Below are 26487 nucleotides of genomic sequence, written 5' to 3' on the forward strand. Positions count from 1 at the left end.
TACCTTCTTAACTAAATCAGGCGGCTGTGTGCGCCATACGATGTTCACGATTCAATCCCTGCAACGCTGATACGTCAACAATCAGCGCGACGCTACCATCCCCAAGGATAGTGGCAGCAGAAATGCCCGGCACTTTGCGATAGTTGCTTTCCAGGTTTTTCACCACCACTTGATGCTGACCAATCAGTTGATCAACCAGCAATGCATAGCGACGACCCGCGCTTTGCAGAATAACGACAATCCCCTGCGTAGCCTCGGTTTTCGCGCCCATAACATCAAAGACTTTCCACAGTTCAACCAGCGGCAGATATTCGCCGCGCACTTCCAGCACGCGCTCACCACCGGCCAGCGGATGCAGATCCTCTTCACGCGGTTGCAGCGATTCCATTACCGCGTTCAACGGCAGGATAAAGACTTCGTTGTTCACTTTTACTGACATGCCGTCGAGGATCGCCAGCGTCAGCGGCAGCAGGATACGAATGGTCGTCCCGGTGCCCTGTTTCGATTTGATTTCAACGTGGCCGCCCATCTCCTGGATGTTACGTTTCACCACGTCCATGCCCACGCCGCGTCCGGAAACGTCAGTTACCTGTTCAGCGGTGGAGAAGCCCGGCGCGAAAATCAGCATGCCCACTTCTTCATCGGTCATGTTCTCGTGTACGGCCATCCCCTGCGAAATCGCTTTCGCCAGAATACGTTCACGGTTCAGACCTGCGCCATCATCGGTCACTTCAATACAGATGTTCCCGCCCTGGTGTTCCGCCGAAAGGATCAGGTTGCCGATAGGCGACTTCCCTGCTTCCACACGTTTTTGCGGCGTTTCAATACCGTGGTCGAGGCTGTTACGCACCAGGTGCGTTAACGGGTCAATAATGCGTTCGATCAAGCTCTTATCAAGTTCGGTTGAGCTGCCCTGCAGCGTCAGTTCCACTTGTTTATCAAGCTTGCTCGCCAGATCGCGAACCAGGCGCGGGAAGCGGCTGAAGACGTATTCCATCGGCATCATACGGATGGACATCACCGATTCCTGCAGGTCGCGGGCATTGCGTTGCAACTGGCTCATGCTGGTGATCAAATCACCGTGCGTCACCGGGTCCAGCTCGTTCGAACGCTGTGCCAGCATGGACTGGGTAATAACCAGTTCGCCTACCAGGTTGATCAACTGGTCAACTTTTTCGACCGCAACACGGATACTGGTCGATTCACTGGCGCGGGCTGCCGGTTTCTCACGGCCTGCCGGTTGCTCTTTCGCTACCGCTTTCAGCGCTGGTGCCGCAGCCGGAGCCGCCTGCACCGCCGGAACAGCCGCTGCTGCCGGCGCTTCAGCCACTTCAGCCGGAGCTTCAACAGCCGTTTCTGCTGCCGCGGGCGCGGGTGCCGCTTTTTCGAAAGCGATTTGATCCGCTTCGATAACAAAGCACAGCACCGCGATAATGTCGTCTTCGCCCACGCCGCCGTCGATAGTCACGCTCAGGGTATCTTTCCCCTTCACCACATCGCTCAGCGTGCCGAGGTTGCCCAACTCCTCTTCGAGTAAGTCAACTTCATTCTCTTTCAGGCGAGAAAGAACGATTCGTAATTTACCGTCGTTTTCAGCGGCGGGCGCTGTCGCATCAGATGCCAGTGCGGTCTCTACAACCGAGAGTTTTGCACCATTCGCAGCGGCAGGAACGACCTCTCCTTTTGCCTCCAGCGCCAGCTGGCGCAGGGCATTGCAGATGTATTCGAAGCTTGCGGCATCTGGCTCTGACGAGCTTTTATAGGCATCGAGCTGTTCCTGCATAATATCTTTGGTTTCCAAAAACAGGTTGATAATGTCGGTGTTGAGCTGCATCTCGCCACGCCGAGCCTCATCAAGCAGGTTCTCCATCAGGTGAGTTGTTTCCTGCAAGATGGTAAAGCCAAATGTACCCGCACCGCCTTTAATAGAGTGAGCAGCACGGAAGATGGCGTTGAGCTGTTCTGAATCCGGCGCTTCCGGCACCAGGTCCAATAAATGTTGTTCCATATCGGCCAACAGTTCGTCGGCCTCATCAAAGAATGTTTGGTAAAAATCACTAATATCCATGCTCACGCTATCACCTCGGATTGGCTTGTGGCGACGTAGGAACTGCTGCCGGAGACGAGGCTGCTGGCGCGGGTGCTGCCGCTGCCGCTGGCTCTGGCTGTGTAATCGCGCTTATTGGCGCACTCTGACTTTCGGCGTTCTCATGCAGAATGGCCGCTTCTGCTTGTTTGTTCAGCACCAAAAGACTAATTCGGCGGTTGATTGCTTCATCCGGGCCACGGTTGACCAGGCGCATGGTTGCCGCCATGCCAACAACGCGCATCACTTTGCCATCATCCAGGCCACCGGCAACCAGCTCACGGCGCGACGCGTTAGCGCGATCGGCGGAAAGCTCCCAGTTGCTGTACCCTTTATCGCCGTTAGCGTAAGGGGCATCGTCGGTGTGACCGGAGAGGCTCACTTTGTTCGGGATCCCATTCAGTACTGGCGCAATCGCCCGTAAAATATCGCGCATATAAGGTTCGACTTCCGCGCTGCCGGTTTTAAACATCGGCCGGTTCTGGCTATCGATAATCTGTATACGCAACCCTTCCTGTACCAGGTCGATTTTCAAATGCGGACGCAATGCGCGCAGTTTGGGATCGGCTTCAATTAACTGGTCCAGATCGCCGCGCAATTTACTCAAGCGCGACTGCTCCATGCGTTTTTTCAGGTCGTCAATATTGGGCTGTTTTTGTACTTCGCCCTGTTGCTGTGTGTAGTCATCGCCACCGCCCGGAATCGGGCTGTCGCTGTTCGAAATTCTCGGCCCACCCGTGACCGCAGTTGCCAGCGGCGTGCGGAAATATTCCGCAATCTGGATAAGCTCTTTCGGGCTGGAGATGGAGATAAGCCACATCACCAGGAAAAACGCCATCATCGCCGTCATAAAGTCGGCATAGGCAATTTTCCAGGAGCCGTGTCCGCCACCACCATGGCCTTTATGTTTTTTTCGTCTAACTACGACGATCGGATGGGACTGGTTTTTCATGCGTCCTCAGTCGTCGTCTGTTGGTTAGGGTTTCTGACCGCACGAACATGTTCGTCCAGTTCGATAAACGACGGGCGCTCGCTGGAGTAAAGTGTTTTACGACCAAACTCAACCGCGATCGGCGGCGCATAACCGTTCAGGTTCGACAGCAGGGTTATCTTCACGCACTGCATCATTTTGGCGGTTTCCGCACTCTTCTGGCGAAGTACGCTTGCCAGCGGAGAGATAAAACCGTATGCCAACAAAATACCGAGGAAAGTTCCCACCATCGCATGCGCAATCAGCGCACCCAACTCCGCCGCCGGACGATCCGCCGAGGCCAGCGCATGTACTACACCCATTACCGCCGCCACGATACCGAATGCCGGAAGTGAGTCACCGACCATCGCCAGCGCGTTCGCCGGGACTTCGGCTTCGCTTTCATGGGTCTCAATCTCTTCATCCATCAGCGCTTCAATTTCGAAGGTATTCATATTGCCGCTGATGATAAGTCGCAGATAATCCACGATAAATTCAAGCATCGTCGCATCCGCGAGAATGCGCGGGTAGCTGGCGAAAATCTCGCTCTCTTTCGGGTTTTCAATATCCCGTTCCAGCGAGAACATCCCTTGCTGACGTGATTTCGCCATCAGGCGATACAGCAGCGCCAGCAAGTCCATATACATACTTTTGGTGTACTTCGAACGGCGAAACAGCAAAGGCATCGCTTTCAGCGTTCCTTTGATAGCTTTACCGTTGTTGCCAACGATGAATGCACCTACCCCCGCGCCCCCGATGATGATCAGTTCAGACGGTTGATAAAGTGCCCCAAGTTCTCCGCCGGTCATCATATAACCGCCAAAGACTGCACCAAGAACAACCAGGTAACCTAATACGATAAGCACGACATCATCCTTCTGCTAATGACTAAGGCTCGGGATAAACATTTCAAAGGGTTAACGCGAGTAGCAGGTAAAAAAAAAGCAGCGGCATAACTGCACCGCTGCTGGAGTGTTTCCACCTGTATTCGGTTAAACAGCCTGATCGATCTGTTCATCCAGCAGTTGTGGAATAATATCGGCAGCATCCTGGGAAAGTTTACGTCTTTTTACCGCGCGGGACGGCGGCTGGCATAAACTGCAGGCAAAGCTACCAACAGGCTGATGCGCGTGAGTAATAAAATTACCACCACAGCAATTGCAGCGAGACAACTCCAGCATTCCGCTTTCCACGAAACGAACCAGCGTCCAGGCGCGGGTCAGCGCCAGCAGCGGTCCTTCCTCAGCATGAGGGCATTGTTCGAGGTAAAGTCGGTATGCTTTGATGACTGCGTCAACGCCGCTGCAAAGGCCTGTTTTTAACAAAAATTGCCATGCGTTACAGAACATAGACGCGTGGATGTTTTGTTCCCAGGTCATAAACCAGTCGGTGGAGAATGGCAGCATACCTTTTGGCGGCGGGCTACCACGCAACTCTTTGTAGAGTTTGATAAGACGACCGCGGCTAAGCTGCGTCTCACTCTCCAACATTTGTAAACGCGCACCCAGCGTAATCAGTTCCATTGCTAACTGAATATCGCGTGCTTCCTGAACAATGCTTTTTTCGCTCATCGTTATGCCCTTTTCTTCCGGGCCGCGTCGCCAGTCTGTGAAGACTCATTCAGCAGGCGGGTTGAAAGTAAAATCCCGGTGTGAACTTGCTGTAAATCGTCCACACGTGACTCTTGGGTCAGACGAGTGATGGTCTGATGATTGTCAAAACGGAACTGGCAAATCAGCTGATTGGTTTCAGCCAACTTCACCATTTGCGGAAGGGTTAACTCAACCAGTGTGGTCGCCATCTCTTCATTAATACCAAGACGGAACATGGCGGACGCTTTGTCCTGGCTGATCAAACGCTGAGCAAGAAGTAAATACGACAAATTAATGTCATAAACATGTTTCAGCAACTCGGATGTATGCATTTTTCCCATCCCGAATAACCAACTTGTATCTTATGCGGCTAAGCCGCACCCCGTGATGTCGCCGGGAAAAAACCCGGTATAAAAAAGAAAGGCTAAATGCATAACTGACTAGGATCTTGCGATAAGGCGCTTCGCTCAAATGTTAATTGCCTTACAACGTTCTTAATCATTTCTTACAAAGAACTAAGATTTTTCCTAATTCGACGCAACTGTACTCGTAGGTGCTGCCACATACAATCTGACCAGTGCGGAAATTTGAAATTTTTGTGATCCAAGTCACATAATTTACGTGAATATGGACAAGAAATCTATCAGTCTCGCTTGTGAATTGATGTTTTTTTGCGCGATCAGCCCCCTTTTCTATTCCAATTGTCCGAATAGGCATGCAAAACGCTCTCTTACCCACGCTAACTGGTCGGAGGATTAGGATGCTGCCCTATTTACATTTGACAATATGTGTCTACTTAAGAAACAAAAATAAAAAGTTATATAAAACAATACATTATGTTTTAAGCGATCTTAATTAATCACCCGAAGTAACCATTGCATTTTTGTTAATCTTTATGATTGATAATTTAACAATTCGATCTTAAATTCTCTTAATTTTAGTTAAGCTTTTAAAATCGGTTAAGGTGATTAAAGCGCGACCATACCGTTACGTAAGAATAATTAATGAATATTTATGATAACCTTCACATCCCTGCCATATTCACAGGTTGCGCTGGTTTAAGAATCGGAGTAATGGTGAGAAAAATTTGATTCAATCGGGGAGTAAAAATGGCTTATGCACATCTTTTGGTCGCCGTAGCCGTTACGCCAGAAAGCCAACAATTGCTGGCAAAAGCGGTCGATATTGCCCGCCCTTCCAGTGCCCGTATCACACTGATTACCTTAGCCGCTGACCCGGAACTGTATAACCAGCTTGCAGCGCCGATGATGGAAAACGTCCGTGAGGTGTTGCAGGAAGAGACGCAGCAGTTTCTGGATGAGCTGGTGCGCAACGCGAATTATCCTATCGAACAGGCGCTAATTGCCTCCGGCGAGCTGAGCAAGCACATTCTGCATACTTGTCGCACCCAGGATGTCGATTTAGTGGTGTGTGGTAATCACAATCAGACGTTCTTCTCGCGCGCCGTCTGCTCGGCGAAAAGCATTGTCCAGGCCAGTGAAGTTGATGTGCTGTTAGTACCGTTAAGCGCGTAGAACGCCCCCGCATAAGCGGGAGCGTTGTTACCTCAGGCTAGCTTCTGGAAGGTCGCCACTTTGCTTTGTAGCTGGCTTTGTGCGCTACGTGGCGTGATGCGCTTTAAATCGCTGATAAACCTCTGCTGCCAGTGATGGATATCATTCTCCTTGATGACTTTGAGCATCTCCGCATGACGCGAAATACGCTCCGCCAGCGGCATCCTTAATGCCTTGTCCATCGCCGCCGCGACATCATCACGATCGTAAGGGTTAACGATCAGCGCCGACGTCAGCTCATTCGCCGCACCGGCAAACTGCGAAAGAATTAACACCCCCGGATTTTCAGGATCCTGAGCCGCCACATACTCTTTCGCCACCAGGTTCATCCCGTCACGCAGCGGCGTCACCAGCCCGACTTCCGCATAGCGGAATACCTTCATCAACACTTTGCGATCAAAATGCTGATTGAGGTAATAGAGCGGCGTCCAGCCAAGCTGACCGTATTTCCCGTTGATGCGCCCGGCTTCGGTTTCCAGTTGATGACGAATATCCTGATAGGCCTGCACTTCGCCACGCGAGGTGGGCGCTATCTGCGTATAACGGATCTTACCGTGGTGCTGAGGGAACTTCTCCAGCAGTGTTTCATACGCCAGGAAGCGTTCCGGCAAGCCTTTGGAATAATCCAGACGCTCTACCGAGAAGATGTTTTTCACATTCTTCAGTTCATTTTTCAGTTGTGCAAGTTTGGGCGGCAGCGGCCCTGCGGCTTGTTGCGCGATTTCTTGCGGCTCAATACCGATGGGATAGACTTCGGTGCGGAAGTTTTTTCCCCAGGCAACATGCTCTTTACCACCACGCGTGGTAAGCCTTGTTTGCATCGACAAGCTGTCGAGGAAAGCCAGGCGATCGCTTTCGGTCTGGAAGCCCAGCAGGTCATAATCACACAGCTGCTCAAGCAACTCGGCATGCGGTGGCAAGGCGTTGAAAATTTCCGGGGTCGGGAACGGAATATGCAGGAAGAAGCCGATCTGGTTGTTGACGCCACGCTTACGCAGCTCGCTGGCGAACGGCAACAGGTGGTAATCATGGATCCACAGAATGTCGTCGTCTTTAATCAGCGGCAGCAGCTTGTCAGCCAGTAGCGCGTTGACATCCTGGTAGCCTTCCCACGCCTCGCGCTGGAACTTAACCAAATCCAGACGATAGTGGAAAGCGGGCCACAGCACCGCGTTGGAAAATTGCGAATAATACTGCTCGTAATGATCTTCGCTGAGGTTAAAAGAGGCCCAGGTAATATTCCCTTTCGTGACCTTTTTTAGCGGTTGATCCTCGTCACCGATCTCCCCGCTCCAGCCAAACCACAGCCCACCGGTCGCTTTTAGCGCCCCAAGGATCCCCACAGCCAGCCCGCCAGCGCTGGATTTTCTATCGTCAGGCGGAGCAATACGATTAGATACTACGACTAAGCGACTCATAGCCATCTCTCCTGTTTGTTAGCGCCCGTTGTTCTTGTTGTTGATGGTCGACAAGTTGTTCAAGCCATTTATAGACATCATTCACGCCAGCCAGACGCCACATTGCCTGTGTTGCGCCCGGGCCGACTTTTATCGATATGCCGCCAAGTTTGTTAACGGCTTTAAATCCATGTTCGTCAGTCAGATCGTCGCCAAGAAACACCGGTTTCTTGCCGAGAAAGGGTGGCGTTTGCATAAACGCGTCAATAGCGGCGCCTTTATGAATGCCAGAGGGTTTCAGCTCGACCACACATTTTCCCGGCTGCATTGCCAGCTGCGGGTAGTGCGCGATGAGTGTTTTTGCCAGGGCAAAGACCGCCTCTTCATGCTGCGGTGCCTGGCGATAATGCAGTGCAAATGCCATCCCTTTAGTTTCAAGTTCAACGCCGGTTAACGGCGCAATGCCATGCCGTAATTCACGTTCCAGCGGCTGCAAAACCGTTTCCGGTAAGGTCATTCGTTCGGTTCGACCATTGATATCGCGGCGCTCCGCCCCATGTACCCCGGCCAGCGGGAAACGATACGGTTTGGCGAGCTGTTCCAGCTCAGTAATTGAACGCCCTGAAATCAATGCCAACGCCCTGTCATTTAGCTCAGCAAGCAATGAAAGTCTGGTCAGCACATCTTCAGGGATAAAAACATCATCCGGGTGCGGTTTGATATCCGCAAGGGTGCCATCCAAATCGAAAAAAAAGGCAAAATTTCCGGAAATGAGAGGCGGTATAGCTAGTGCGTCTTCCACCCTGGTTTCCTCCTTACAGTGTCAGATGAGAGCCGTTTTTCATTAACGTCTCATTATCATTAGCCATGTAAGTATAGACAGTGTGACGCTGCTCGCCATTTTAAACATGACTTACCAGCCGGATTAGCGGCTGGTAAGGTCTGGAGTTACACTATAAGGTTGTGTGCAAATTTAAGCAAAAAGCATCAAACCGTGCGTTTGGCCTTTTGTTTGTAGCGGTCGAAAATCACCGCCGCCAGCAGGATCAAGCCGCGCACAACGTATTGCGAGAAGGGAGAGATATTCAGCAGGTTCATGGCGTTTTCCACGGTCCCCAGAATCAAAATCCCGGCCACAACGTAGGAAATTTTACCGATGCCACCTTTCAGCGATACGCCACCCAGCACGCAGGCTGAAATGACAATCAGCTCATAACCGATCGAGGTCATTGGCTGTCCGCTGGTCATACGTGAAGCAAGAATAATCCCCGCCGCCGCTGACACAAGGCCTGAGAGCACAAAGATAATAATCTTGGTTCTGACTACCGGCACACCCGCCAGCCGCGCCGCCTCTTCGTTACCACCAATCGCCAGCGTGTTGCGACCAAAGGTGGTTTTATTAAGCAGGAAACCAAAAATAATCAGGCAGCCGACCGTCAGCCAGATGGGCGCAGGCAGGCCGAACCAGTTCGCATAACCGAGCGTAAAGAAGCGCTCATCTTCAATCCCGACCGCTTTACCATCAGAGATGATATAGGCCAAACCGCGCACAATCTGCATTGTCGCTAGTGTGGTTATCAGGGCATTGATTTTCAAACGTGCGATGACAAAGCCGTTAATAAAGCCGCTCACCACACCGAGCAGCAACCCGGCAAATACCCCAATCCACAGGCTTTCGCTTAGGTTGATCACCACCGCCGTGGTCACCCCGGCGCAGGCAATCACAGACGCGACGGAAAGGTCGAAATCACCGGAGGCCAGGCAAAAAAGCATGCCGCAGGCCACCATACCGGACATGGAAATCGCCAGCCCCAGCCCTTTCATATTGACGAAAGAGGCAAAGTTCGGCACGAAAACAGCGCAACCAATGAACAGTACGGCGAACACCACCAGCATGCCGAACTGATCCCAGATGCGCCCGAAGCTGAACGCCGACTTCGGCGCGCGGGACGTAGTTAAAGATGACATCGTATTCTCCTCACTCAGGCGACAGCCTGACTCACTTTCGGCATCGCAAGGCTCAGCGCCTGCTGTTCATCGCCCTGACCGTGTAACAACTCACCGGCTATTTCGCCTTCACGCATGACCACAATACGGTCGGCGACGCCAAGGACTTCCGGCAAATCACTGGAAGCAAACAGCACCGCCACGCCACGTGCCGCCAGCGCATAAATCACGTTGTAAATTTCATGTTTCGCCCCGACGTCAATCCCACGCGTAGGCTCATCAAGCAGGATCACCTTCATCTCTTCCGACAACCAGCGGCCAAGAATGGCTTTCTGCTGGTTGCCACCAGACAGATTCATAATCAGCTGATCCGCACTCGGGGTTTTGATATTGAGCGAGCGAATATGGTGCTCGGCGTTTTCACTCTCCCAGCCACTGTTGATGAGACACCCTGCGCGAATGTATTTGCGCCGGGCGCTGATATTGATGTTCTCCTGTACCGAGTGCACCGGAATAATGCCTTCGGCTTTGCGATCCTCCGGGCACAACATCATGCCGGCACGGATGGCGTGAGCAGGTTTGTGAATATTGACCTGCTCGCCGTCAATAAACACCTGCCCTTCGGTGATCTGCGTTCCGCCAAACAGCCCTTTCATCAATTCGCTGCGCCCGGCACCGACCAGCCCAAACAGGCCGACGATTTCTCCGCTGCGCACACTCAAGCTAATCGGCGTGCGTACGCCCGGCGCTTTCACCTGCTCCAGGCGCAGGCGCTGCTCGCCATATTCTCGCGGCTGCCAGCCGTAAATATCGCCCAGCTCGCGCCCGACCATCGCCTGCACCAGTTGGTCATGATTGACCTGCTGCATATCGGTAAAGGTGCGCACATAGCGGCCATCTTTAAACACAGTAATGGCGTCGCTCAGGGCAAATATCTCCTCCATGCGATGAGAGACATAAAGGATGACCCGCCCCTCTTTACGCAGCTCGCGGATCACGCGAAACAGGTTGTCGATCTCACGCGCAGAAAGGGAACTGGTTGGTTCATCGAAGGCGATAATTTTGGCGTTACGCGCCAGCGCCTTGGCAATTTCCACCATCTGCCACTGGCCGATGGAGAGGTATTTCAGCGGCGTTTGTGGGTCGATATCCAGCCCCAGATGCTGAAGCTGCAAACCCGCTTCATAGTTGAGCAGGGAGCGGTTCACAATGCCGCTTTTATGCGGCAACTGGCCCAGATAGATGTTCTCGGCGACGGTCATTTCCGGCACCAGATGCAGCTCCTGGTAAATAATGGCCACCCCGGCGTTGAGCGCGGCGGTGGTATCGGCAAAGGAGACTTCTTCTCCTTTTATTACCAGCGTGCCGGTCGTCGGCGCGTAGTTGCCGCTGAGGATTTTAAGTAGCGTTGATTTACCGGCGCCGTTTTCGCCCATCAAGGCGTGAACCTGCCCGGCATAACAATCAAAACTGATCTCGCTGAGCGCTTTCACACCGGGGAATGTCTTACCGATGCCGCGAAACGAGAGGTAAGGAGTAGACTGTTGCATAACGTCTCCGCAAAACAGTTCATTGTACGTCTGGCTCCCCGCTTATGCGGGGAGCGCAACCAACAGAGAATTACAGTCCTTTTTTCGCCAGCTCTTCTTTGAAGTTATCGCGGGTGATCAACACCACATCCGTAACGGCGGTGAATTTTGGCGGTTCCACGCCTTTGGTCACCCAGTTGTACAGCAGCTCACTGGTTTTGTAGCCGTGAACGTCCGGGCTTGGCAGCAGGGAACCAAAGAAGCCCGTCGCCTGCGCTTTGGACAACTCGCTCACCGCATCCACGCCGTTAATGCCGATACCGATAACGTCAGCCGCTTTAAAGCCCTGCCCTTCCGTAGCACGCACGCCACCAAGCACGGTGTTGTCATTCATACCCAGCACCAGCCAGTGTTTCACTTCCGGATGCTGTACCAGCAGGGAGTTACCGGCATCAAATGCACCGGGGATATCGTTCGATTTTGTCGGCACCTGGTAGATCTGTTTTTCCGGGAAACCGGCTTTTTTCAGCGCATCCATGGAGCCAGTGGTACGGCGGCGAGCGGTATCCAGTTCGTTAGCCGTAATCGCCATCACGCCGGTCTGTTTCACATCCCAGCCGCGTTTTTGCATCTCTTTGTACAACTCATCGCCCTGACGTGCGCCAATTTCACTCGCCGCCATCATCACTAACGGCACCGATTTCATCGGCTCACCTTTGGCGTTGACGAACTGGTCATCGACGGTAATGACTTTCATGTCGTAACCGCGCGCTTTGGCAACAATTGCGGAGCCCAGTTTCGGATCGGGAGTACAGATAACAAACCCTTTCGCGCCGCTGGCCGCCAGGCTATCAATGGCGTTCAGGGTTTTTTCGCCATCGGGGACGGCGATTTTGATCACTTCGAAACCTAAATCTTTGCCTGCCTTGTCGGCGAATCTCCACTCCGTCTGGAACCATGGCTCTTCCGGTTGTTTAACCAGAAATCCGAGCTTCATGGTTTCAGCGATAGCGGATTGTGACATAACGGCAGCCAGGCCGATGGCCGCCAACGCTTTAGTGAATTTGTGCATGGTAAACTCCAGCTTTAGCATTCTTTTATGTAGGGAAAACAACTCATCAGGTCTTTTAAAAGTTCATAAAACAAGGCATTAGAGTCCATACGTCACTGGAGCTCTGTGCTGGAAATAGTTTTAGCGGGAAATTGATTCTCCATAGGAGAGCGGCATCACACGGCTGAATTACAGTAATTCCGTACATAAATTCAGCGATTTATCACATAAAATCAGCCGTTTTTGTCTGACAAATAAGAAGGGTAAAAGCAGGATAATCCATAACATCAGCCAGCTTATCCTTGTGCCCGGATACAGGACGCATCCGGGCGGAAAAATCACCAGCTATAGTAGATATGCTCGGCGTGATCTCGCGCCGCGATTTCGTTCCCTTGCAGGCGCGCGGCTATGGTTAAGGCAAAATCAAAAGCCCGTCCCAGACCTTTGCCGCTGATCAGGTTGCCATCTTCGACCACTGGCGCATCAACATATTCGCCGTCGCGCACGTTTTCATATAAATCACCGGAGCAAACATAGCGGCGACCTTTCAGTAAGCCGTTTGCCCCCAGCACGCGCGCGGCGGCCGAACAAATTGGGCAAATAAATTTGCCCGCCGCGTCATGATGTTCAATAAATTGCAGCACCGCCGGGTTGGCGGCGAGGTTGACACTGCCCTGCGGACCGCCGGGCAGCACGATGGCGTCATACAGCGTCTGCGAGCGCTCGGCCAGCGTGCTGTCTGCCACCATGGGAATATTGTGATAACTGACCACCGCGCGGGACCCCGCACAGGCCAGCGTTTCGACCTCAATCTGCAAGCGGCGCAAAATATCAATGGTGATAATCGCTTCCGCTTCTTCAAAACCGGGCGCCAACAACACCGCCACTTTTTTCATTCCCGACTCCTTTTGTACAAGGTTGGTTGAATTCAGTGGCGTTATTGTTGATCAAAACAACGTTTCAAAATCCCCGCTGTGTCACAGACCGACAGGCGTAACACAGCAAGAATAAAATCAGTGCGCTTCGCCCTGCGGGGTGAATTTCAGTTCGATCAACGCAATGGCTTTCTGGATAGCGCGGCGGGTGACCGGATCGGCGGCTGCCGGATGGGTAGTAAAATCGATGCTTTTTAACTGGTTCGCCATTTTCTCGCGCACTTCAACCGGCGCGATGACGTCAATAACATCAAGGATTTGTTTAATGACCAGCTGGCAGGCGACGACATCAGAGACCAGTTCCTGGTCAGCAGAAAGATTTTGCGACATATGAGGCTCCTTTACTAAAGGGCGTCATAGTAGCGGGAAATGCCTGGCAAGAGTAGTTTTGTCCCCTTCTGCCGTCGAATGGCGGGCATAAAAAAACCTGCTCGCGGCAGGTTTTTTTATCATCAGAACATAGCGCCTGGCGGTACGTCTTTGAAAGTTTTGCAATAGGTTTCAAACATATGCTTCAGGATTTTACGCAGTTTCATTTGTTACTCCGGCGATGTGTTATGCAGGTGTTACGTCTCAATGCGCATATAATATGACCTGCATCACAAAAAGCAAGTTCAATGTGATGGAAATCACGTTTCAAAAATCAAAAATGCAGTAACTTTGTTAAAAATTCAATTATAAATCCTGCGGTTAGCATGCTAAAAAAATTTTTAGCATCTTCAATTATTTTTGCAAATGGCATCCCAACAATGAGTGAAAGCACCCTTTCGCGAAAGACAGGAGGTCTTTCTCCCGCTGCGCTACTGGTAGCCGGCGCTTTCTTTATGGAGTTTATCGACGGCACAGTGATCGCCACGGCGTTGCCGGATATGGCGAAAACCTTCGGGGTGGAAGCCGTCGCGCTCAATATTGGCATCAGTGCCTATTTGATCACACTTGCAGTGCTGATCCCCGCCAGTGGCTGGATTGCTGATCGCTTTGGTGCGCGCAATGTTTTCTCGCTGGCACTGGCGATCTTTACCCTCGCCTCGGTGCTTTGCGGGCTTTCGACCAGCGTTGAGATGTTTGTTTCGATGCGAATTTTACAAGGCACCGGCGGTGCGTTAATGGTGCCGGTCGGCCGTCTTGCGGTGTTGCGCACCACGCCGAAACACCAGCTCATTACCGCTATCGCCACGCTGACCTGGCCCGCGCTGGTCGCGCCTATTATTGGCCCACCGCTCGGTGGTTTTATTACCCACTATGCCAACTGGCGCTGGATCTTCTTTATTAATGTGCCGCTGGGCCTGCTGGCGATTGCGCTGGCGTTACGCATTATCCCCAATATCCGCGAGGAGGAGCGCCGTCCATTCGACTTGCCGGGTTTTATTGCCACTTCTGTGGCGATGGTCAGCCTGGTGTACGCTATGGAGGCGTTAGGTTCTGAACATCCGCAAGGTACGCTAACGTTGGGTTTGCTGGCACTCGGCGCGTTAACACTTGTTGTTACCCTGCGCCATTTTCAGCGCGCAAAATGGCCGATGATCCGCCTCGACGCCATGAAAGTGCCGACATTTCGCGTAACCATGTACGGCGGTTCACTGTTTCGCGCCTCTATTAGCGCCGTGCCGTTTCTGTTGCCGCTGCTGTTTCAGGTCGGATTCGGCATGGATCCGTTCCACGCCGGGTTGTTAGTGCTGGCGGTGTTTGCCGGTAATCTTTCCATCAAGCCTGCCACTACGCCGCTTATCCGCTGGCTGGGTTTCAAAAAGCTACTGTTAATCAATGGCGCGTTCAATGTGCTGGCGCTGCTGGCCTGCGCATTACTGACTGCGCATACTCCGGTGTGGCTGACGTTTGTGATCCTCTATCTCGGCGGCGTGTTCCGTTCGGTGCAGTTCACCGGCGTCAGTACGCTGGCATTTGCCGATGTACCGTCGCCGCAAATGAGTTATGCCAACACGTTATTCAGCACGGCGACACAATTGGCGGTGGGCTTAGGCATTACACTGGGGGCGATTGGTATTCGCATTGGTGAGCATGTCAGTATGTGGTTACAAATAACCGCCATTGAGGGGATCAGCTTTCGGCTGGCGTTTGTGTTTATTGCGCTGATTTGTCTGGTGGGCATGATTGATACCCTGCGGCTAACAAAGGATGCGGGTAGCGCCGTGTCACGTAAACAGAAAGCCTGATGCAGGAAAGGAAAAAGATAAAAGCCGCAACATCTGTTGCGGCTTTTTATTATCAGGCGAGGACTTCGCGAACGAAGGCTTCAATCTCTTTATTCTGGCTGTTTTCAAAGAAACATTTCTGGAAGCGTTCACCAGAAACGGCGGTTTTCACCAGCTCACGGTCGATAGCGCGCAGCGTATCGAGATAGTTCTCTTTTACCACCGCCGCTTTCACCTGGTTCAGAATTCCCGCGTTGCGCACCTGCGGTTCTTTGCGCTCCGGCGGGTAACCTTCCCCTTTACGACCAGTAAAGGCTTTCTCAAAGATAAAGCGTACGTTCAGTTCTGCGCCCCAGCCAAAACCTTTGGCGAACGGCAGTGCCAGTGCGTTACCGTTGTTGATCTGCGCGAACAGGAAAGCATCCGCCGGATCGATACAGTAACCGCACACCACACCCGGATGAATATTCAGTGACATCAGCGCGCCCTGGCCAGTGCCACAGCCGGTTACCACGAAATCCACTGCTTTGGCATTCAACAAAATACTGGCCATAATACCAAGGTGGATATAGGTCAGATGGTGGTCGTTCTCATCGCTCATCCCGACGTTAAAAACCGGGAAATCTTTCTCATCGGCAACCGTCTTCAGCTCTTTGAGGATGATGGCGTTTTTCGCCGCCTGGCTGTTTTCCATCATCAGTGCAATTTTCATTTTTGATCTCCTGTAACATGCTTCAGATAGCAAAGGTTGGGTAAACCTTACTACCTGACAAACATACTTTCAAATTTAATGAAAAATGGTTTTAAAAATCAGAAGCAGGCTCACAGTTTTTGCTCTTCGCGCGTTGCCGTCGCGATTAGTAGAGGCTGTTCGGCGGGTTATTCTGTCGATTGCCTGCAAATCAACGCGATAAGATGAGATCATGCCAAAATGAAACAGAGTGATTTCATGAAGAGAATAGTTGTAGCCGCCTCGCTGCTCCTGCTCGCGGGATGCACGATGACGAAAGAAGCGGAAGTCAGTAGCGTGGATACCATTAGCGGTCTGGTACGCCTGAGCTATAACCAGTCGATGATGCAAACTGCAAAATACGACACCTATACCGCGCAGGGGACTGCTAATAAACAGTGCCAACAGATGGGGTATGCCACCGCAGTGCCTTACGGTCAGCCGGTGCAAACCTGTAGCCTGATCAGCGGCTCGGTCTGTATGAATACGAAAGTAACTATTCAGTACCAGTGCCGTGGTGTGGCTTTTACACAAACCAAACCGACCTGGTAAATTCTTAAGCCAGTATAATTCTACTGGCTTATCTTTTTATTAAAAATAAAAACAATTCTCATTCATTTAATTAATTGCTGGCAATGCGTGTTATTCTCATTATCTTCTTAATGCATTTATTTTTTATTTTACCTTTTGCAAATAATTAAATAACAAATTATAGTGAGCGTTCCTTTCGCCTGATAATTATATTTATGGAGCCGCGCCATGTTAAAAGCAGAGATGATCGAAAAATTAAATGAACAAATGAATCTGGAACTGTTTTCTTCCCTGCTCTATCAGCAGATGAGCGCATGGTGCAGCTACCATAGTTTTGAGGGTGCGGCCGCGTTCCTGCGCCGCCACGCGCAGGAAGAGATGACGCATATGCAGCGCCTGTTTGATTACCTGACTGATACCGGCAGCCTGCCACGTATCAATGCCATTGAATCGCCGGTAGCTGAGTATGCTTCACTCGATGTTCTGTTTCGCGCAACGTACGAACATGAACAACTGATCACGCAGAAAATTAACGAGCTGGCGCATGTTGCGATGACCACTCAGGATTATCCAACATTTAATTTCCTGCAATGGTATGTGGCGGAACAGCATGAAGAAGAAAAACTGTTTAAATCAGTGATTGATAAATTAACACTGGCAGGTAAAAGCGGCGAGGGTCTTTATTTCATCGATAAAGAACTGGCGACGTTGGACACACAAAACTAATATTACCGGCGGTAAAGAATATTCTTTACCGCCTTTTTTATTAATGCCTGCAGATTTTACTTTCGTGAGTAGAAAACCCCTCTTCCACCGGAATAAACTTTCCGCGTGATGCCAGAAATGCGACCAGTTCAGCCGCCGTCATTCCTTCCGCTGAGCAGGTATGAAAACGCGCCGTTTCGCCAAACCGCTGAATAATTGCCGCCGTCAGACTCTCGTTTGAATAACGCTCGCCTGTTTCAATCATCATATTCAACACTTCATGACCGTGAATGGATGTCATAGCTCCTCCCCGAAAAAGATGCATCATAAACTCAACATTTACTGTGGATGTTGCGCTAAAACAGGTTTACATGCATCCGGCACAGCTGGTGCAGCGCCAGTCCTGCTTATTCACGGTAGGTTTAAAGTAGCGATAATTGCCGTTTCGAGCGGGACGCCATTTTCAAAAAACAACCCGGTCAGCCAGTCGACATTGTCAATAATCCACTCATCTTCCGGCAAGCCTTGAGCAAAGGCCGGGTCAATGATCGGACAGATTTCCCTCGTCCCCCTATCCTTTTGCTGGCGAGATTCTGGCAATGCTATCTCTGGCCCCCAAACCAGTGAATTTGTCAGTGACCATGACCAAGCAGGTTTCCGCTGCGCGACCATCGCGTTGTAAAGGGATTATTACCCGGCGTTGCCCGCCCTCAATATGTTGAGGGTTAAGAATATTTTTTAGGTTACGCCGGATTGCCGCGTAAAAACGTCTTCCTGATGAAGTAGGCAAATCTGGCAATTTTTCTTCGCTGGTGTCCGAAAGAAGGTTGTCGTAAAGAAATAAATACAGCCCATGTAACGGTTGTTTGACGAAATCACTGAATTGCCTTACTCTGCGCCGCATCTTGAGCTGGCAGTGCGTTTTATTACAGAGGAAAGCGTGAAGAATCGATCACTGGGTAGTGTTTTTATCGTCGCCGGAACAACCATCGGCGCGGGAATGCTGGCAATGCCGCTGGCAGCGGCAGGCGTAGGTTTTGCAACCACTTTTGTTTTACTTTTCACTTTATGGGCCGTGATGTGTTACACCGCCCTTCTTCTGCTGGAGGTTTATCAGCATGTCCCGGCAGATACCGGGCTTGGATCGCTGGCCCGGCGTTATCTGGGGAAATATGGTCAGTGGGTGACAGGCTCTAGCATGATGTTTTTGATGTATGCGCTGACGGCGGCATATATCAGTGGCGCAGGTGAATTGCTGGCCGCAAGCATCAGCGCGTGGCTTAACATTTCGCTTTCGCCCACGGCTGGTGTGTTACTGTTCACTTTTGTTGCCGGCGGCGTTGTGTGCGCAGGAACCTCACTGGTCGATCTGTTTAACCGTTTTCTGTTCAGCGCCAAACTGTTGTTCCTGGTAGTGATGCTGGCGCTGCTGATGCCGCATATTCATAAGGCTAATTTGCTGACCATGCCGCTGGAAAAAGGTCTGGCGCTGTCCGCCATACCGGTCATTTTCACCTCATTTGGTTTTCACGGCAGCGTCCCCAGCATCGTCAGTTATATGGGCGGCAATATTCGTAAACTGCGCGGGGTGTTTATTACCGGCAGCGCCATCCCGCTGGTAGCCTATATATTCTGGCAACTGGCGACGCTTGGCAGTATTGATTCCCAGACCTTCACCGGGCTGCTGGCCAGCCAGGCCGGGCTTAATGGTCTGTTGCAGGCATTACGCGAAGTGGTGGCATCACCACACGTTGAGTTAGCGGTACATCTGTTTGCCGACCTGGCGCTTGCAACCTCTTTCCTTGGTGTATCGCTCGGTCTCTTTGATTACCTTGCCGATTTGTTCCAGCGCCGCAACAATGTCGCAGGACGTTTACAGACAGGCGCTATCACGTTTCTGCCACCGCTGGCGTTTGCGCTGTTTTACCCGCGTGGCTTTGTAATGGCGTTGGGCTATGCCGGCGTTGCTCTTTCCGTGCTGGCGCTGTTGTTGCCTTCAATGCTGGCATGGCAAAGCCGTAAGCATCATTCGCAAAGCGGTTATCGCGTACTCGGCGGCAAACCGGCGCTGTGTCTGATTTTTGCCTGCGGTGTCGCGATTATTGTTATTCAGTTCTCTATCGTCGCCGGGTTGCTCCCGGAAGTGGGTTAATCACCGCCATCAGGTGTGAGTGCTGGCATGTTCAATGCACATACTCACACCGCTCTTCCCTTCGTTAAGGGGTCAGCATTTTGTTCACTATCTACAACGTTCCAGGCAGATGATTGCCAGCGCACTAGCACAGGTAAGCTTATACGCGTCAGCAAATGCATGAGTTATGACACCGCTATGCAGGGAACCAGGGAACGTGAAATGAAAGAAGGAAATTTCAGGACATTAAAACGAATAACCAATGGTGAGATCCAAGCGCACGATTTCAATAGGTTCGGTGATTTATAGGGCAGTAGTGCCCTCTTGATACGGCGAAAGCGAAATACAGGCATAAAAAAACCGCCTTTAAGGGCGGTTTCACGACACTGCTTATCATTGATTTTATTCTTGTTTTCCCATGGTACCCGGAGCGGGACTTGAACCCGCACAGCGCGAACGCCGAGGGATTTTAAATCCCTTGTGTCTACCGATTCCACCATCCGGGCTCGGGAAGGAAATTGGAGGCGCGTTCCGGAGTCGAACCGGACTAGACGGATTTGCAATCCGCTACATAACCGCTTTGCTAACGCGCCTGAATACTACAGGTTTTGCAACCCACACCCGCTAATATAGCCGATGCGTTAAACTGGAGCGGGAAACGAGACTCGAACTCGCGACCCCGACCTTGGCAAGGTCGTGCTCTACCAACTGAGCTATTCCCGCATTATCAAGATTTCTTGTAATCTCTTGATTTTACAATCATCTGGCGAGCTGCGCTGCCTTCCGATGCGTTGCATTCTACTTACCTGACGCACTGAGTCAACGATATTTTTCAAAACCCGGATCGTTTGCTGAAAATTGCGACGAAACGATCACGGTTCAAGCAGATCGCCACGCGCAGCATTGAGGTATTGCAGCATTGACCACAGCGTTAATACTGCGGCAACGAAAAACAGCGCAATGCCGGCATATTCAACCCAGATATTCGGACGCCAGAGGAGCCATACAAGCGCGACCATCTGCGACGTGGTTTTGACTTTACCAATCCACGAAACGGCCACACGGCTGCGCTTACCCATTTCCGCCATCCATTCACGCAACGCAGAGATAATGATCTCCCGCGCGATCATCGTTGCCGCCGGCAGCGTCACCCACCAGCTGTGGTAGTGTTCTGCGACCAGCACCATCGCAATCGCAACCAGCACTTTGTCAGCAACAGGATCGAGGAAGGCACCAAAACGGGTACTTTGATTCCAGCGACGCGCCAGAAAACCGTCAAACCAGTCGGTTACCGCAGCACAACAGAAAATCAGCGCACAAACAAATGGCGCCCACGGAAAGGGAAGATAAAACGCCAGCACGAAAAACGGGATCAGGATGACGCGAAATAGGGTAAGCAACGTAGGGATATTAAATCGCATAGTGGCGTTAACTGTCTGTTGTCCGTAAATATTCGCTCTATGGTGCTACAGAGCCCTTAATGTTTCAACGAGTAGTAGATCTTTTCTGCCAGTCCTTGCGAGATCCCCGGCACTTTTGAGATTTCATCAATACTTGCATTGAGTAGACCTTGTAAACCGCCCATATATTTTAACAACATCTGACGTCGCTTCGGCCCGACACCTTCAATGGTCTCCAGTGAACTGGTGTTTTTCACTTTCGCGCGTTTTTTCCGGTGTCCACTGATGGCGTGATCGTGTGACTCATCGCGAATATGCTGGATAACGTGCAGTGCTGGTGAATCCGGCGGCAGGCTAAAGCCCTCACCTTCCGGCTCAAAGAACAACGTTTCCAGACCGGCTTTGCGATCGGCCCCTTTCGCTACGCCCAACAGCAACGGTTTATTTTTATCCCACGCCACATCCAGTTCGGCAAAAACGGCTTTCGCCTGCCCTAACTGCCCTTTGCCACCATCGATAAGGATCACATCGGGAATTTTGCTCTCTTCGATCGCTTTACCGTAGCGGCGACGCAGCACCTGATTCATCGCCGCGTAGTCATCACCCGGCGTGATACCACTGATGTTGTAGCGTCGATACTCCGCACGCAACGGCCCATTGGCATCAAATACGACGCATGAGGCCACGGTTTGCTCCCCCATCGTATGGCTGATGTCGAAACACTCCATGCGCTTCACTTCCGGCAGCTTAAGCACGCTGGCCAGCGCAGCAAGCCGCTGGTGAACCGTGGATTGCTGAGAAAGTTTGGTTGTCAGCGCCGTAGCGGCGTTGGTACGCGCCAGCTTAAGGTAACGCGCACGGTCACCGCGCGGTTTGGTTTGCACATTCACCCGCCGGCCAGCGAGTTCGGAAAGCGAGTCACTCAACAGCGTTTTATCGCTCAAATTGAAATCGAGCAAAATTTCACCCGGCAAGGTACGCATCTGGCTCCCCTGCAAGTAGAACTGGCCAACAAATGTCTCCACTACTTCGCCAAGCTCAGTCCCGCCTGGCACTTTCGGGAAATAGCTGCGACTGCCAAGTACTTTTCCCTGCCGGATAAACAGCACATGCACGCAGGCCATTCCGGCATCAAAAGCCACGCCAATAACGTCTAAATCATCGCCAGTATTAGAAACAAACTGTTTTTCCGTCACGCGGCGTACGGCCTGAATCTGGTCGCGGATACGTGCCGCTTCTTCAAACTCCAGCGCCTGGCTGGCTTTTTCCATACGCGCGATAAGCTGAGTCAGTACCTGGTCATCTTTACCGGCAAGAAAGAGGCGCACATAGTCAACCTGCTGCGCATACTCCTCTTCGCTGACCAACCCGGCGACACACGGCCCAAGGCAGCGACCAATCTGGTATTGCAGGCAGGGGCGTGAGCGGTTGCGATAGACGCTGTTCTCACACTGGCGAACAGGGAAAATTTTCTGCAGCAGCGCCAGCGTCTCGCGCACAGCATAACCGTTCGGGAAAGGCCCGAAGTACTCCCCTTTGGCATGCTTCGCACCGCGATGCATGGAAAGACGAGGATGCGTATCACCGCTGAGGAAAATAAACGGGTAGGATTTATCGTCACGCAGCAGCACGTTATACCGGGGCTGGTAGAGCTTGATGTAGTTATGCTCAAGCAACAGCGCTTCGGTTTCCGTATGGGTAACGGTGACATCAATCTGTTTGATCTGTGCAACCAGCGCTTCCGTTTTGCGCGAGGCAAGGTTGCTGCGAAAATAGCTGGAAAGCCGTTTTTTCAGGTCTTTCGCTTTACCGACATAGATAACAGTGCCGCCGGCATCATACATACGATAGACGCCGGGTTTACTGGTAACCGTTTTGAGAAATGCTTTCGAATCAAAAACTTCAGTCACTGACTTATTAACGTCTCCGCATTGCACAACCCGTGGCGAATAGCGAGGTGCGTCAGTTCGACGTCGCCGTGAATGTTCAATTTGCTGAACATACGATAGCGGTAGCTATTCACCGTTTTTGGGCTCAGATGTAGCTGTTCTGAGATCTCATTGACCTTCTGGCCTTTGGTGATCATCAGCATAATCTGCAATTCACGTTCAGACAAACTGTCGAACGGCGAGTCCGTTTTTTCGGGTTCGATTTGGCTAAGCGCCATTTGCTGAGCAATGTCGGAAGCGATATAGCGCTGACCAGACTGCACAGAGCGGATAGCGTTCACCATTTCCTGCGGCGCAGCGCCTTTGCTGAGGTAGCCCGCTGCTCCTGCCTGCATCACTTTCGCGGGCAGTGGGTTTTCAGTGTGGACAGTAAGCATAATCACTTTGGTATCCGCATTACCACGCGCGATTTTCCGCGTCGCTTCAAGGCCACCGATACCGGGCATGTTCATATCCATCAGAACGACATCAACCGTATTGGCACGACACCATTTAATGGCATCTTCCCCACAGTTGACCTCACCGATAACTTTTATGCCCTTAATGTCTTCAAGAATGCGTCGTATCCCTGCGCGCACCAGTTCATGGTCATCAACAAGTAGTACGTTGATCAATGGAGTATCTCCGGAATAGGGATAACGCGACAAAAGCCTAATTCAAGGTATATTAACTTTTTTTCATCTAACAGTGAAAGGTTAAAAAACCAGTAACTTTCGATTTTGTTCGCGTTTTTGGAAATTAAGTTATACAGCGTGTGGAAAGTTCCGCGATCTTTTAAAGCGCAGCGCTAAAAAAGTTTTAGCCCTGATTTTCAAAAAGTTACTCTAAAATTGTCTTTGCATGTATGATTATTAGCACGCTTTGCATGTAACAACAATTAACTGCCTCTAAACCTTGCTTAAACATATATTCTTCGACAATTAAACGCAGTACCGTTAATTACCGTCAGGTTTAATTTAATAAACTGAAAACAATGATCAAAAAACAACCACTGCTTTCTTTTGCCATCATTATGGTATACTCCGCCGCTTTGACAGTGTCCGTCGCGCACCTGCGCGACACCGTAACGAGGAAAATAAATTGAGCACACCTGATTTTTCCACTGCTGATAATGCAAAGGAACTGGCGCTGGAAGTCTCCTGCCTGAAATCAATGATTACGCTGATGCTGCAGGCCATGGGCCAGGCAGACGCCGGACGCGTTATCCTTAAAATGGAAAAGCAAATCGAACAAATGGAAGACGAAGCTCAGGCGACGGTATTTTCCGGTACTGTTAAGCAAATTAAACAAGCCTATCGCCAGTAAATAATAACCGGCTGCCAAAATAAGTTTGTCAGCTGGCTATCTTTGCCGGGCAAAACATAAGGGATATTTAAATCATCCCTGTCGCCGCTGCGTAGCATGCGATCTGTGTTTTGTTCGGCGCGTTAAATTTCTTCTGCATATTTTTTTGATGAAAATTAACGGTGTTTTCGGAGATGGATAAAATCATCGCGATCTCTGCAGATGTTTTACCTTCCGCCGTCCACTTGAGAATTTCACGTTCACGCTTACTGAATTTCATTTCAGGCGCCAGCACCATCTGATCTTCCAGACGCGTTAATGCCAGCAGGCTTAACTGCACCAACGTCTGCAGGCGCAATTCAATTTCATCATCCGACATCATTTTGCCAAACAGACTGGTACGCGACACGGACAAAAAACCCATCGCATGATTGGGCAACATCAGGCACTGCGAAATACCTTTACGCAATCCGTGATCCCGTGCGGCATCCCACAATACCGTGGCATCGCGAAAGAGTTTGTCATTCCAGGGAAGATGTCCCTGAATGAAGTTTTCAGCCTTCAGCACCGGGTCAATAGCAAAGTAATTCTCTGCCTGATAATGCTGCATCCACGCTTGTGGATAAGAGGTTTCAACGCTCAACTTCGGCCGGGTAAAAGGCACCGGGTGACGAACGCAAAGCGAAAAATAATCAAATTCCAGCAGCTGTGTCTGCCGCTGTAATTCGGAATAAACATCCTGGGATGTTGTCATCTCCTGGAACCGCGACATCATGTCACGACGCCAGGTAAAGAATTCTGTATCCTGCATACCGACCGGTAATACCCCTGGTTTTAATAATCATTATTTTGTATACAATAAACTAACACATAAAACTTAATTATAAATATAAAATATCGATACCGCCGGAAATAAGTTGCGTTTAACGCCAACGTTAACGGTATCTTCAGGAGGGAATAACGGCCTGGCGTTTCAGGCGCACAACAGAAAACCGGGAAATATCCCTGCAAAATTTGTACGTAATAAAACCATTGAATTTTAACTTAAGTGGAATTAACGCGATTCAGCCGCAATGGGCGCTGAACCGCGAAGGCATTACTGCATGAGGAATTTTTCCAGAAACTGGCGCGTACGCGGTTGCTGCGGGTTGGCAAACAGCGCTTTCGCGGGTCCTTGTTCCACAATGCGCCCCTGATCCATAAATATTGCCCTGTCCGCCACGTCACGCGCAAAGCTCATCTCATGTGTGACAATCACCATCGTGCGTTTTTCCTGCGCCAGCTGGCGAATGGCATTAAGCACTTCACCCACCAGCTCAGGATCGAGCGCGGACGTCGGCTCGTCGAAGAGGATCACATCCGGACGCATCGCCAGCGCGCGGGCTATCGCCACACGCTGCTGCTGCCCGCCCGACAAGCGCCGCGGGTAGCGATTCTCTTTGCCACTCAGCCCCACTTTTACCAGCAGTTCGCGCGCCCGCGCGGCCGCCTCGTCTTTGGGCTCGCCTTTCACGATCACCGGCCCTTCAATAATGTTCTCCAGCACTGTCCGGTGCGGGAACAGATTGAAGTTCTGAAAGACAAACCCGACATGCTGGCGTAACTGGCGGATAGCACTTTTCTGCTGGCTCAGCGATCGCGCAGTATCAATGGTGATATCGCCCACGCGGATTGTGCCATTCTCCGGCTGTTCAAGCAGGTTAATACTGCGCAGCAAGGTGGTTTTACCGGAACCGCTCGGGCCAATAATCGCCACCACTTCGCCCTGTTGCACCTCAAGATCGATACCGTGCAACACCGTCTGGCCGTGGAATTTTTTCACCAGGTTTTTCACGTCGATAGCACTCATTTCGGATCACGCTCCTGGCGATTAAGCTGGTTTTCGAAATAGTTTTGCAGCGAAGAAAGCACCGTCGCCATTACCCAGTAAATCAGCGACGCCGCAAGGTACATAGTGAACACTTCCAGCGTACGGGAGGTGATTAACTGCGCCTGACGGAACAGTTCCGGCACCTGGATAGTGGCTGCCAGTGACGTATCTTTCACCAGGCTAATAAAACTATTGCTCAACGGTGGCAGCGCGACACGCGCGGCCTGCGGCAGAATCGCGCGACGCAGCGTTTGCCACGGCGTCATGCCTATACTGGCCGCCGCTTCCCACTGCCCTTTATCGATAGACGAAATCGCCGCGCGCAACGTTTCCGCTGCGTAGGCCGCCGTATTAAGTGACAGACCAATCATCGCAGACGGAATAGGATCCAGCTCAATACCAAACTGCGGCAGACCGTAGTAGATCATAAATAACTGGGCGATAAGCGGCGTACCGCGAAAAATCGAAATGTAAAAACGCGCCAGCCAGCGCACAGGTAAGAACGACGACATGCGCATCAGCGCCAGCAGAAAGCCCAGCAGTAAACCAAAAAACATCCCGCCAATACTGAGTTGCAGTGTAAATACCGCGCCCTTTAACAGGTAAGGCGCGGAGTCGATAACCAGTTGTAGACTCTCTTGCATTATTTTTGC

The 26487-nt window shown here is 51.3% G+C and carries 28 protein-coding genes, 3 tRNA genes and 1 pseudogene; 7 read left to right on the plus strand and 25 right to left on the minus strand.

Features of this window, described 5'->3' with window-relative positions; all coding sequences use genetic code 11:
- Window positions 1-16: 16 nt before the first annotated feature.
- From cheA to flhD, 5 genes are all read right to left on the minus strand, one after another.
- A complete protein-coding gene (gene cheA / locus H650_RS04435; protein ID WP_020454152.1) occupies window positions 17-2068 on the minus strand; it encodes a chemotaxis protein CheA in 2052 nt (683 codons plus the stop codon).
- Between the two features lie 10 nt (window positions 2069-2078).
- Window positions 2079-3038, minus strand: a complete 960-nt coding sequence (gene motB / locus H650_RS04440) for a flagellar motor protein MotB (RefSeq protein ID WP_017458317.1) — start codon at window positions 3036-3038, stop codon at window positions 2079-2081.
- On the minus strand, window positions 3035-3922 hold the full coding sequence (gene motA, locus H650_RS04445; RefSeq protein ID WP_017458318.1) for a flagellar motor stator protein MotA: 888 nt from the start codon (window positions 3920-3922) through the stop codon (window positions 3035-3037). The genes motB and motA overlap by 4 nt, the downstream gene beginning before the upstream one ends.
- Before the next feature lie 126 nt (window positions 3923-4048).
- Window positions 4049-4627 (minus strand): flagellar transcriptional regulator FlhC, encoded by a 579-nt coding sequence (flhC, locus tag H650_RS04450; RefSeq protein WP_017458319.1) that lies wholly within the window; start codon window positions 4625-4627, stop codon window positions 4049-4051.
- Between the two features lie 2 nt (window positions 4628-4629).
- Window positions 4630-4980: a flagellar transcriptional regulator FlhD gene (gene flhD / locus H650_RS04455; protein WP_017458320.1), complete on the minus strand. Its 351-nt coding sequence runs from the start codon at window positions 4978-4980 to the stop codon at window positions 4630-4632.
- Window positions 4981-5757: 777 nt separating this feature from the next.
- Here flhD and uspC point away from each other — a divergent pair.
- Complete coding sequence (uspC, locus tag H650_RS04460) at window positions 5758-6183, plus strand: universal stress protein UspC (protein WP_020454153.1); 426 nt, start codon at window positions 5758-5760, stop codon at window positions 6181-6183.
- A 32-nt stretch (window positions 6184-6215) separates the two neighbouring features.
- Here the strand turns inward: uspC and otsA are convergent, their stop codons facing one another.
- The 8 genes from otsA to azuC form a co-directional block, all read right to left on the minus strand.
- On the minus strand, window positions 6216-7640 hold the full coding sequence (gene otsA / locus H650_RS04465) for an alpha,alpha-trehalose-phosphate synthase (RefSeq protein ID WP_020454154.1): 1425 nt from the start codon (window positions 7638-7640) through the stop codon (window positions 6216-6218).
- Window positions 7615-8421 (minus strand): trehalose-phosphatase, encoded by an 807-nt coding sequence (otsB, locus tag H650_RS04470; protein ID WP_020454155.1) that lies wholly within the window; start codon window positions 8419-8421, stop codon window positions 7615-7617. Before otsB ends, otsA begins: the two co-directional genes overlap by 26 nt.
- Before the next feature lie 185 nt (window positions 8422-8606).
- Entirely contained in the window at window positions 8607-9587 is a 981-nt protein-coding gene (gene araH / locus H650_RS04475; protein ID WP_020454156.1) for an L-arabinose ABC transporter permease AraH, read from the minus strand.
- Between the two features lie 14 nt (window positions 9588-9601).
- Window positions 9602-11116 (minus strand): L-arabinose ABC transporter ATP-binding protein AraG, encoded by a 1515-nt coding sequence (gene araG, locus H650_RS04480; protein WP_020454157.1) that lies wholly within the window; start codon window positions 11114-11116, stop codon window positions 9602-9604.
- Between the two features lie 70 nt (window positions 11117-11186).
- Window positions 11187-12167 (minus strand): arabinose ABC transporter substrate-binding protein, encoded by a 981-nt coding sequence (locus H650_RS04485; protein WP_020454158.1) that lies wholly within the window; start codon window positions 12165-12167, stop codon window positions 11187-11189.
- Between the two features lie 317 nt (window positions 12168-12484).
- The gene (locus tag H650_RS04490) at window positions 12485-13042 is read right to left on the minus strand and encodes a DJ-1 family glyoxalase III (RefSeq protein WP_020454159.1); all 558 of its coding nucleotides are present in this window, start codon (window positions 13040-13042) and stop codon (window positions 12485-12487) included.
- 117 nt (window positions 13043-13159) lie between these two features.
- A complete protein-coding gene (locus tag H650_RS04495) occupies window positions 13160-13411 on the minus strand; it encodes a DUF2766 family protein (RefSeq protein ID WP_020454160.1) in 252 nt (83 codons plus the stop codon).
- A 122-nt stretch (window positions 13412-13533) separates the two neighbouring features.
- Window positions 13534-13617 carry a stress response protein AzuC gene (gene azuC / locus H650_RS25150; RefSeq protein WP_017458329.1) on the minus strand — a complete coding sequence of 28 codons (84 nt, stop codon included), beginning with the start codon at window positions 13615-13617 and terminating at the stop codon, window positions 13534-13536.
- 213 nt (window positions 13618-13830) lie between these two features.
- On the opposite strand from azuC, the gene H650_RS04500 reads away from it, so the two are divergent.
- Entirely contained in the window at window positions 13831-15255 is a 1425-nt protein-coding gene (locus tag H650_RS04500) for an MFS transporter (protein WP_044489399.1), read from the plus strand.
- A 52-nt stretch (window positions 15256-15307) separates the two neighbouring features.
- On the opposite strand, the gene H650_RS04505 is transcribed toward H650_RS04500, so the two are convergent.
- On the minus strand, window positions 15308-15946 hold the full coding sequence (locus H650_RS04505) for an RpiB/LacA/LacB family sugar-phosphate isomerase (protein ID WP_020454162.1): 639 nt from the start codon (window positions 15944-15946) through the stop codon (window positions 15308-15310).
- Between the two features lie 237 nt (window positions 15947-16183).
- Between H650_RS04505 and yecR the strand changes: the two genes are divergently transcribed.
- Entirely contained in the window at window positions 16184-16516 is a 333-nt protein-coding gene (gene yecR, locus H650_RS04510; RefSeq protein WP_044489679.1) for a YecR family lipoprotein, read from the plus strand.
- Between the two features lie 207 nt (window positions 16517-16723).
- The gene (ftnA, locus tag H650_RS04515) at window positions 16724-17221 is read left to right on the plus strand and encodes a non-heme ferritin (RefSeq protein ID WP_020454164.1); all 498 of its coding nucleotides are present in this window, start codon (window positions 16724-16726) and stop codon (window positions 17219-17221) included.
- Between the two features lie 40 nt (window positions 17222-17261).
- Here the strand turns inward: ftnA and H650_RS04520 are convergent, their stop codons facing one another.
- Together H650_RS04520 and H650_RS04525 are read right to left on the minus strand one after the other, a co-directional pair.
- Window positions 17262-17501, minus strand: coding sequence for a YecH family metal-binding protein (locus tag H650_RS04520; RefSeq protein WP_020454165.1), 240 nt, complete (start codon window positions 17499-17501; stop codon window positions 17262-17264).
- Between the two features lie 66 nt (window positions 17502-17567).
- A pseudogene (locus tag H650_RS04525) lies at window positions 17568-17853 on the minus strand (PM0253 family protein).
- Between the two features lie 287 nt (window positions 17854-18140).
- Here H650_RS04525 and tyrP point away from each other — a divergent pair.
- A complete protein-coding gene (gene tyrP / locus H650_RS04530) occupies window positions 18141-19352 on the plus strand; it encodes a tyrosine transporter TyrP (protein WP_044489680.1) in 1212 nt (403 codons plus the stop codon).
- Between the two features lie 398 nt (window positions 19353-19750).
- Here tyrP and H650_RS04535 read toward each other — a convergent pair.
- The 6 genes from H650_RS04535 to uvrY form a co-directional block, all read right to left on the minus strand.
- Window positions 19751-19837: transfer RNA gene (locus H650_RS04535), tRNA-Leu, on the minus strand.
- A gap of 13 nt (window positions 19838-19850) precedes the next feature.
- Window positions 19851-19924 (minus strand) — tRNA-Cys (locus H650_RS04540).
- Between the two features lie 54 nt (window positions 19925-19978).
- Window positions 19979-20054: transfer RNA gene (locus H650_RS04545), tRNA-Gly, on the minus strand.
- Window positions 20055-20203: 149 nt separating this feature from the next.
- A complete protein-coding gene (gene pgsA, locus H650_RS04550) occupies window positions 20204-20752 on the minus strand; it encodes a CDP-diacylglycerol--glycerol-3-phosphate 3-phosphatidyltransferase (protein WP_017458337.1) in 549 nt (182 codons plus the stop codon).
- Between the two features lie 56 nt (window positions 20753-20808).
- Window positions 20809-22641 carry an excinuclease ABC subunit UvrC gene (gene uvrC, locus H650_RS04555; RefSeq protein WP_020454167.1) on the minus strand — a complete coding sequence of 611 codons (1833 nt, stop codon included), beginning with the start codon at window positions 22639-22641 and terminating at the stop codon, window positions 20809-20811.
- On the minus strand, window positions 22638-23294 hold the full coding sequence (gene uvrY / locus H650_RS04560) for a UvrY/SirA/GacA family response regulator transcription factor (RefSeq protein WP_020454168.1): 657 nt from the start codon (window positions 23292-23294) through the stop codon (window positions 22638-22640). Before uvrY ends, uvrC begins: the two co-directional genes overlap by 4 nt.
- Window positions 23295-23692: 398 nt before the next feature.
- On the opposite strand from uvrY, the gene H650_RS26200 reads away from it, so the two are divergent.
- Together H650_RS26200 and H650_RS04565 are read left to right on the plus strand one after the other, a co-directional pair.
- Window positions 23693-23764 (plus strand): hypothetical protein, encoded by a 72-nt coding sequence (locus H650_RS26200; protein ID WP_436873842.1) that lies wholly within the window; start codon window positions 23693-23695, stop codon window positions 23762-23764.
- The gene (locus tag H650_RS04565; protein WP_020454169.1) at window positions 23761-23985 is read left to right on the plus strand and encodes a DUF2594 family protein; all 225 of its coding nucleotides are present in this window, start codon (window positions 23761-23763) and stop codon (window positions 23983-23985) included. Before H650_RS26200 ends, H650_RS04565 begins: the two co-directional genes overlap by 4 nt.
- Before the next feature lie 67 nt (window positions 23986-24052).
- Here H650_RS04565 and sdiA read toward each other — a convergent pair whose 3' ends face one another.
- The 3 genes from sdiA to tcyL form a co-directional block, all read right to left on the minus strand.
- Window positions 24053-24775: a quorum-sensing transcriptional regulator SdiA gene (sdiA, locus tag H650_RS04570; protein ID WP_020454170.1), complete on the minus strand. Its 723-nt coding sequence runs from the start codon at window positions 24773-24775 to the stop codon at window positions 24053-24055.
- 285 nt (window positions 24776-25060) lie between these two features.
- On the minus strand, window positions 25061-25813 hold the full coding sequence (gene tcyN, locus H650_RS04575) for an L-cystine ABC transporter ATP-binding protein TcyN (protein ID WP_020454171.1): 753 nt from the start codon (window positions 25811-25813) through the stop codon (window positions 25061-25063).
- Window positions 25810-26478: a cystine ABC transporter permease gene (gene tcyL / locus H650_RS04580; protein WP_020454172.1), complete on the minus strand. Its 669-nt coding sequence runs from the start codon at window positions 26476-26478 to the stop codon at window positions 25810-25812. The genes tcyN and tcyL overlap by 4 nt, the downstream gene beginning before the upstream one ends.
- Window positions 26479-26487 lie beyond the last annotated feature (9 nt).

This window comes from Enterobacter sp. R4-368 (assembly GCF_000410515.1).
Lineage (GTDB): Bacteria > Pseudomonadota > Gammaproteobacteria > Enterobacterales > Enterobacteriaceae > Kosakonia.

Excerpts from the sequence above, each read along its gene's own strand:
- cheA (WP_020454152.1), bottom strand. The coding sequence starts at position 2,068 with ATGGATATTAGTGATTTTTACCAAACATTCTTTGATGAGGCCGACGAA.
- motB (WP_017458317.1), bottom strand. The coding sequence starts at position 3,038 with ATGAAAAACCAGTCCCATCCGATCGTCGTAGTTAGACGAAAAAAACAT.
- flhC (WP_017458319.1), bottom strand. The coding sequence starts at position 4,627 with ATGAGCGAAAAAAGCATTGTTCAGGAAGCACGCGATATTCAGTTAGCA.
- flhD (WP_017458320.1), bottom strand. The coding sequence starts at position 4,980 with ATGCATACATCCGAGTTGCTGAAACATGTTTATGACATTAATTTGTCG.
- uspC (WP_020454153.1), top strand. The coding sequence starts at position 5,758 with ATGGCTTATGCACATCTTTTGGTCGCCGTAGCCGTTACGCCAGAAAGC.
- otsA (WP_020454154.1), bottom strand. The coding sequence starts at position 7,640 with ATGAGTCGCTTAGTCGTAGTATCTAATCGTATTGCTCCGCCTGACGAT.
- araH (WP_020454156.1), bottom strand. The coding sequence starts at position 9,587 with ATGTCATCTTTAACTACGTCCCGCGCGCCGAAGTCGGCGTTCAGCTTC.
- araG (WP_020454157.1), bottom strand. The coding sequence starts at position 11,116 with ATGCAACAGTCTACTCCTTACCTCTCGTTTCGCGGCATCGGTAAGACA.
- H650_RS04485 (WP_020454158.1), bottom strand. The coding sequence starts at position 12,167 with ATGCACAAATTCACTAAAGCGTTGGCGGCCATCGGCCTGGCTGCCGTT.
- H650_RS04490 (WP_020454159.1), bottom strand. The coding sequence starts at position 13,042 with ATGAAAAAAGTGGCGGTGTTGTTGGCGCCCGGTTTTGAAGAAGCGGAA.
- H650_RS04495 (WP_020454160.1), bottom strand. The coding sequence starts at position 13,411 with ATGTCGCAAAATCTTTCTGCTGACCAGGAACTGGTCTCTGATGTCGTC.
- azuC (WP_017458329.1), bottom strand. The coding sequence starts at position 13,617 with ATGAAACTGCGTAAAATCCTGAAGCATATGTTTGAAACCTATTGCAAA.
- H650_RS04500 (WP_044489399.1), top strand. The coding sequence starts at position 13,831 with ATGAGTGAAAGCACCCTTTCGCGAAAGACAGGAGGTCTTTCTCCCGCT.
- H650_RS04505 (WP_020454162.1), bottom strand. The coding sequence starts at position 15,946 with ATGAAAATTGCACTGATGATGGAAAACAGCCAGGCGGCGAAAAACGCC.
- yecR (WP_044489679.1), top strand. The coding sequence starts at position 16,184 with ATGAAGAGAATAGTTGTAGCCGCCTCGCTGCTCCTGCTCGCGGGATGC.
- ftnA (WP_020454164.1), top strand. The coding sequence starts at position 16,724 with ATGTTAAAAGCAGAGATGATCGAAAAATTAAATGAACAAATGAATCTG.
- H650_RS04520 (WP_020454165.1), bottom strand. The coding sequence starts at position 17,501 with ATGACATCCATTCACGGTCATGAAGTGTTGAATATGATGATTGAAACA.
- pgsA (WP_017458337.1), bottom strand. The coding sequence starts at position 20,752 with ATGCGATTTAATATCCCTACGTTGCTTACCCTATTTCGCGTCATCCTG.
- sdiA (WP_020454170.1), bottom strand. The coding sequence starts at position 24,775 with ATGCAGGATACAGAATTCTTTACCTGGCGTCGTGACATGATGTCGCGG.
- tcyN (WP_020454171.1), bottom strand. The coding sequence starts at position 25,813 with ATGAGTGCTATCGACGTGAAAAACCTGGTGAAAAAATTCCACGGCCAG.
- tcyL (WP_020454172.1), bottom strand. The coding sequence starts at position 26,478 with ATGCAAGAGAGTCTACAACTGGTTATCGACTCCGCGCCTTACCTGTTA.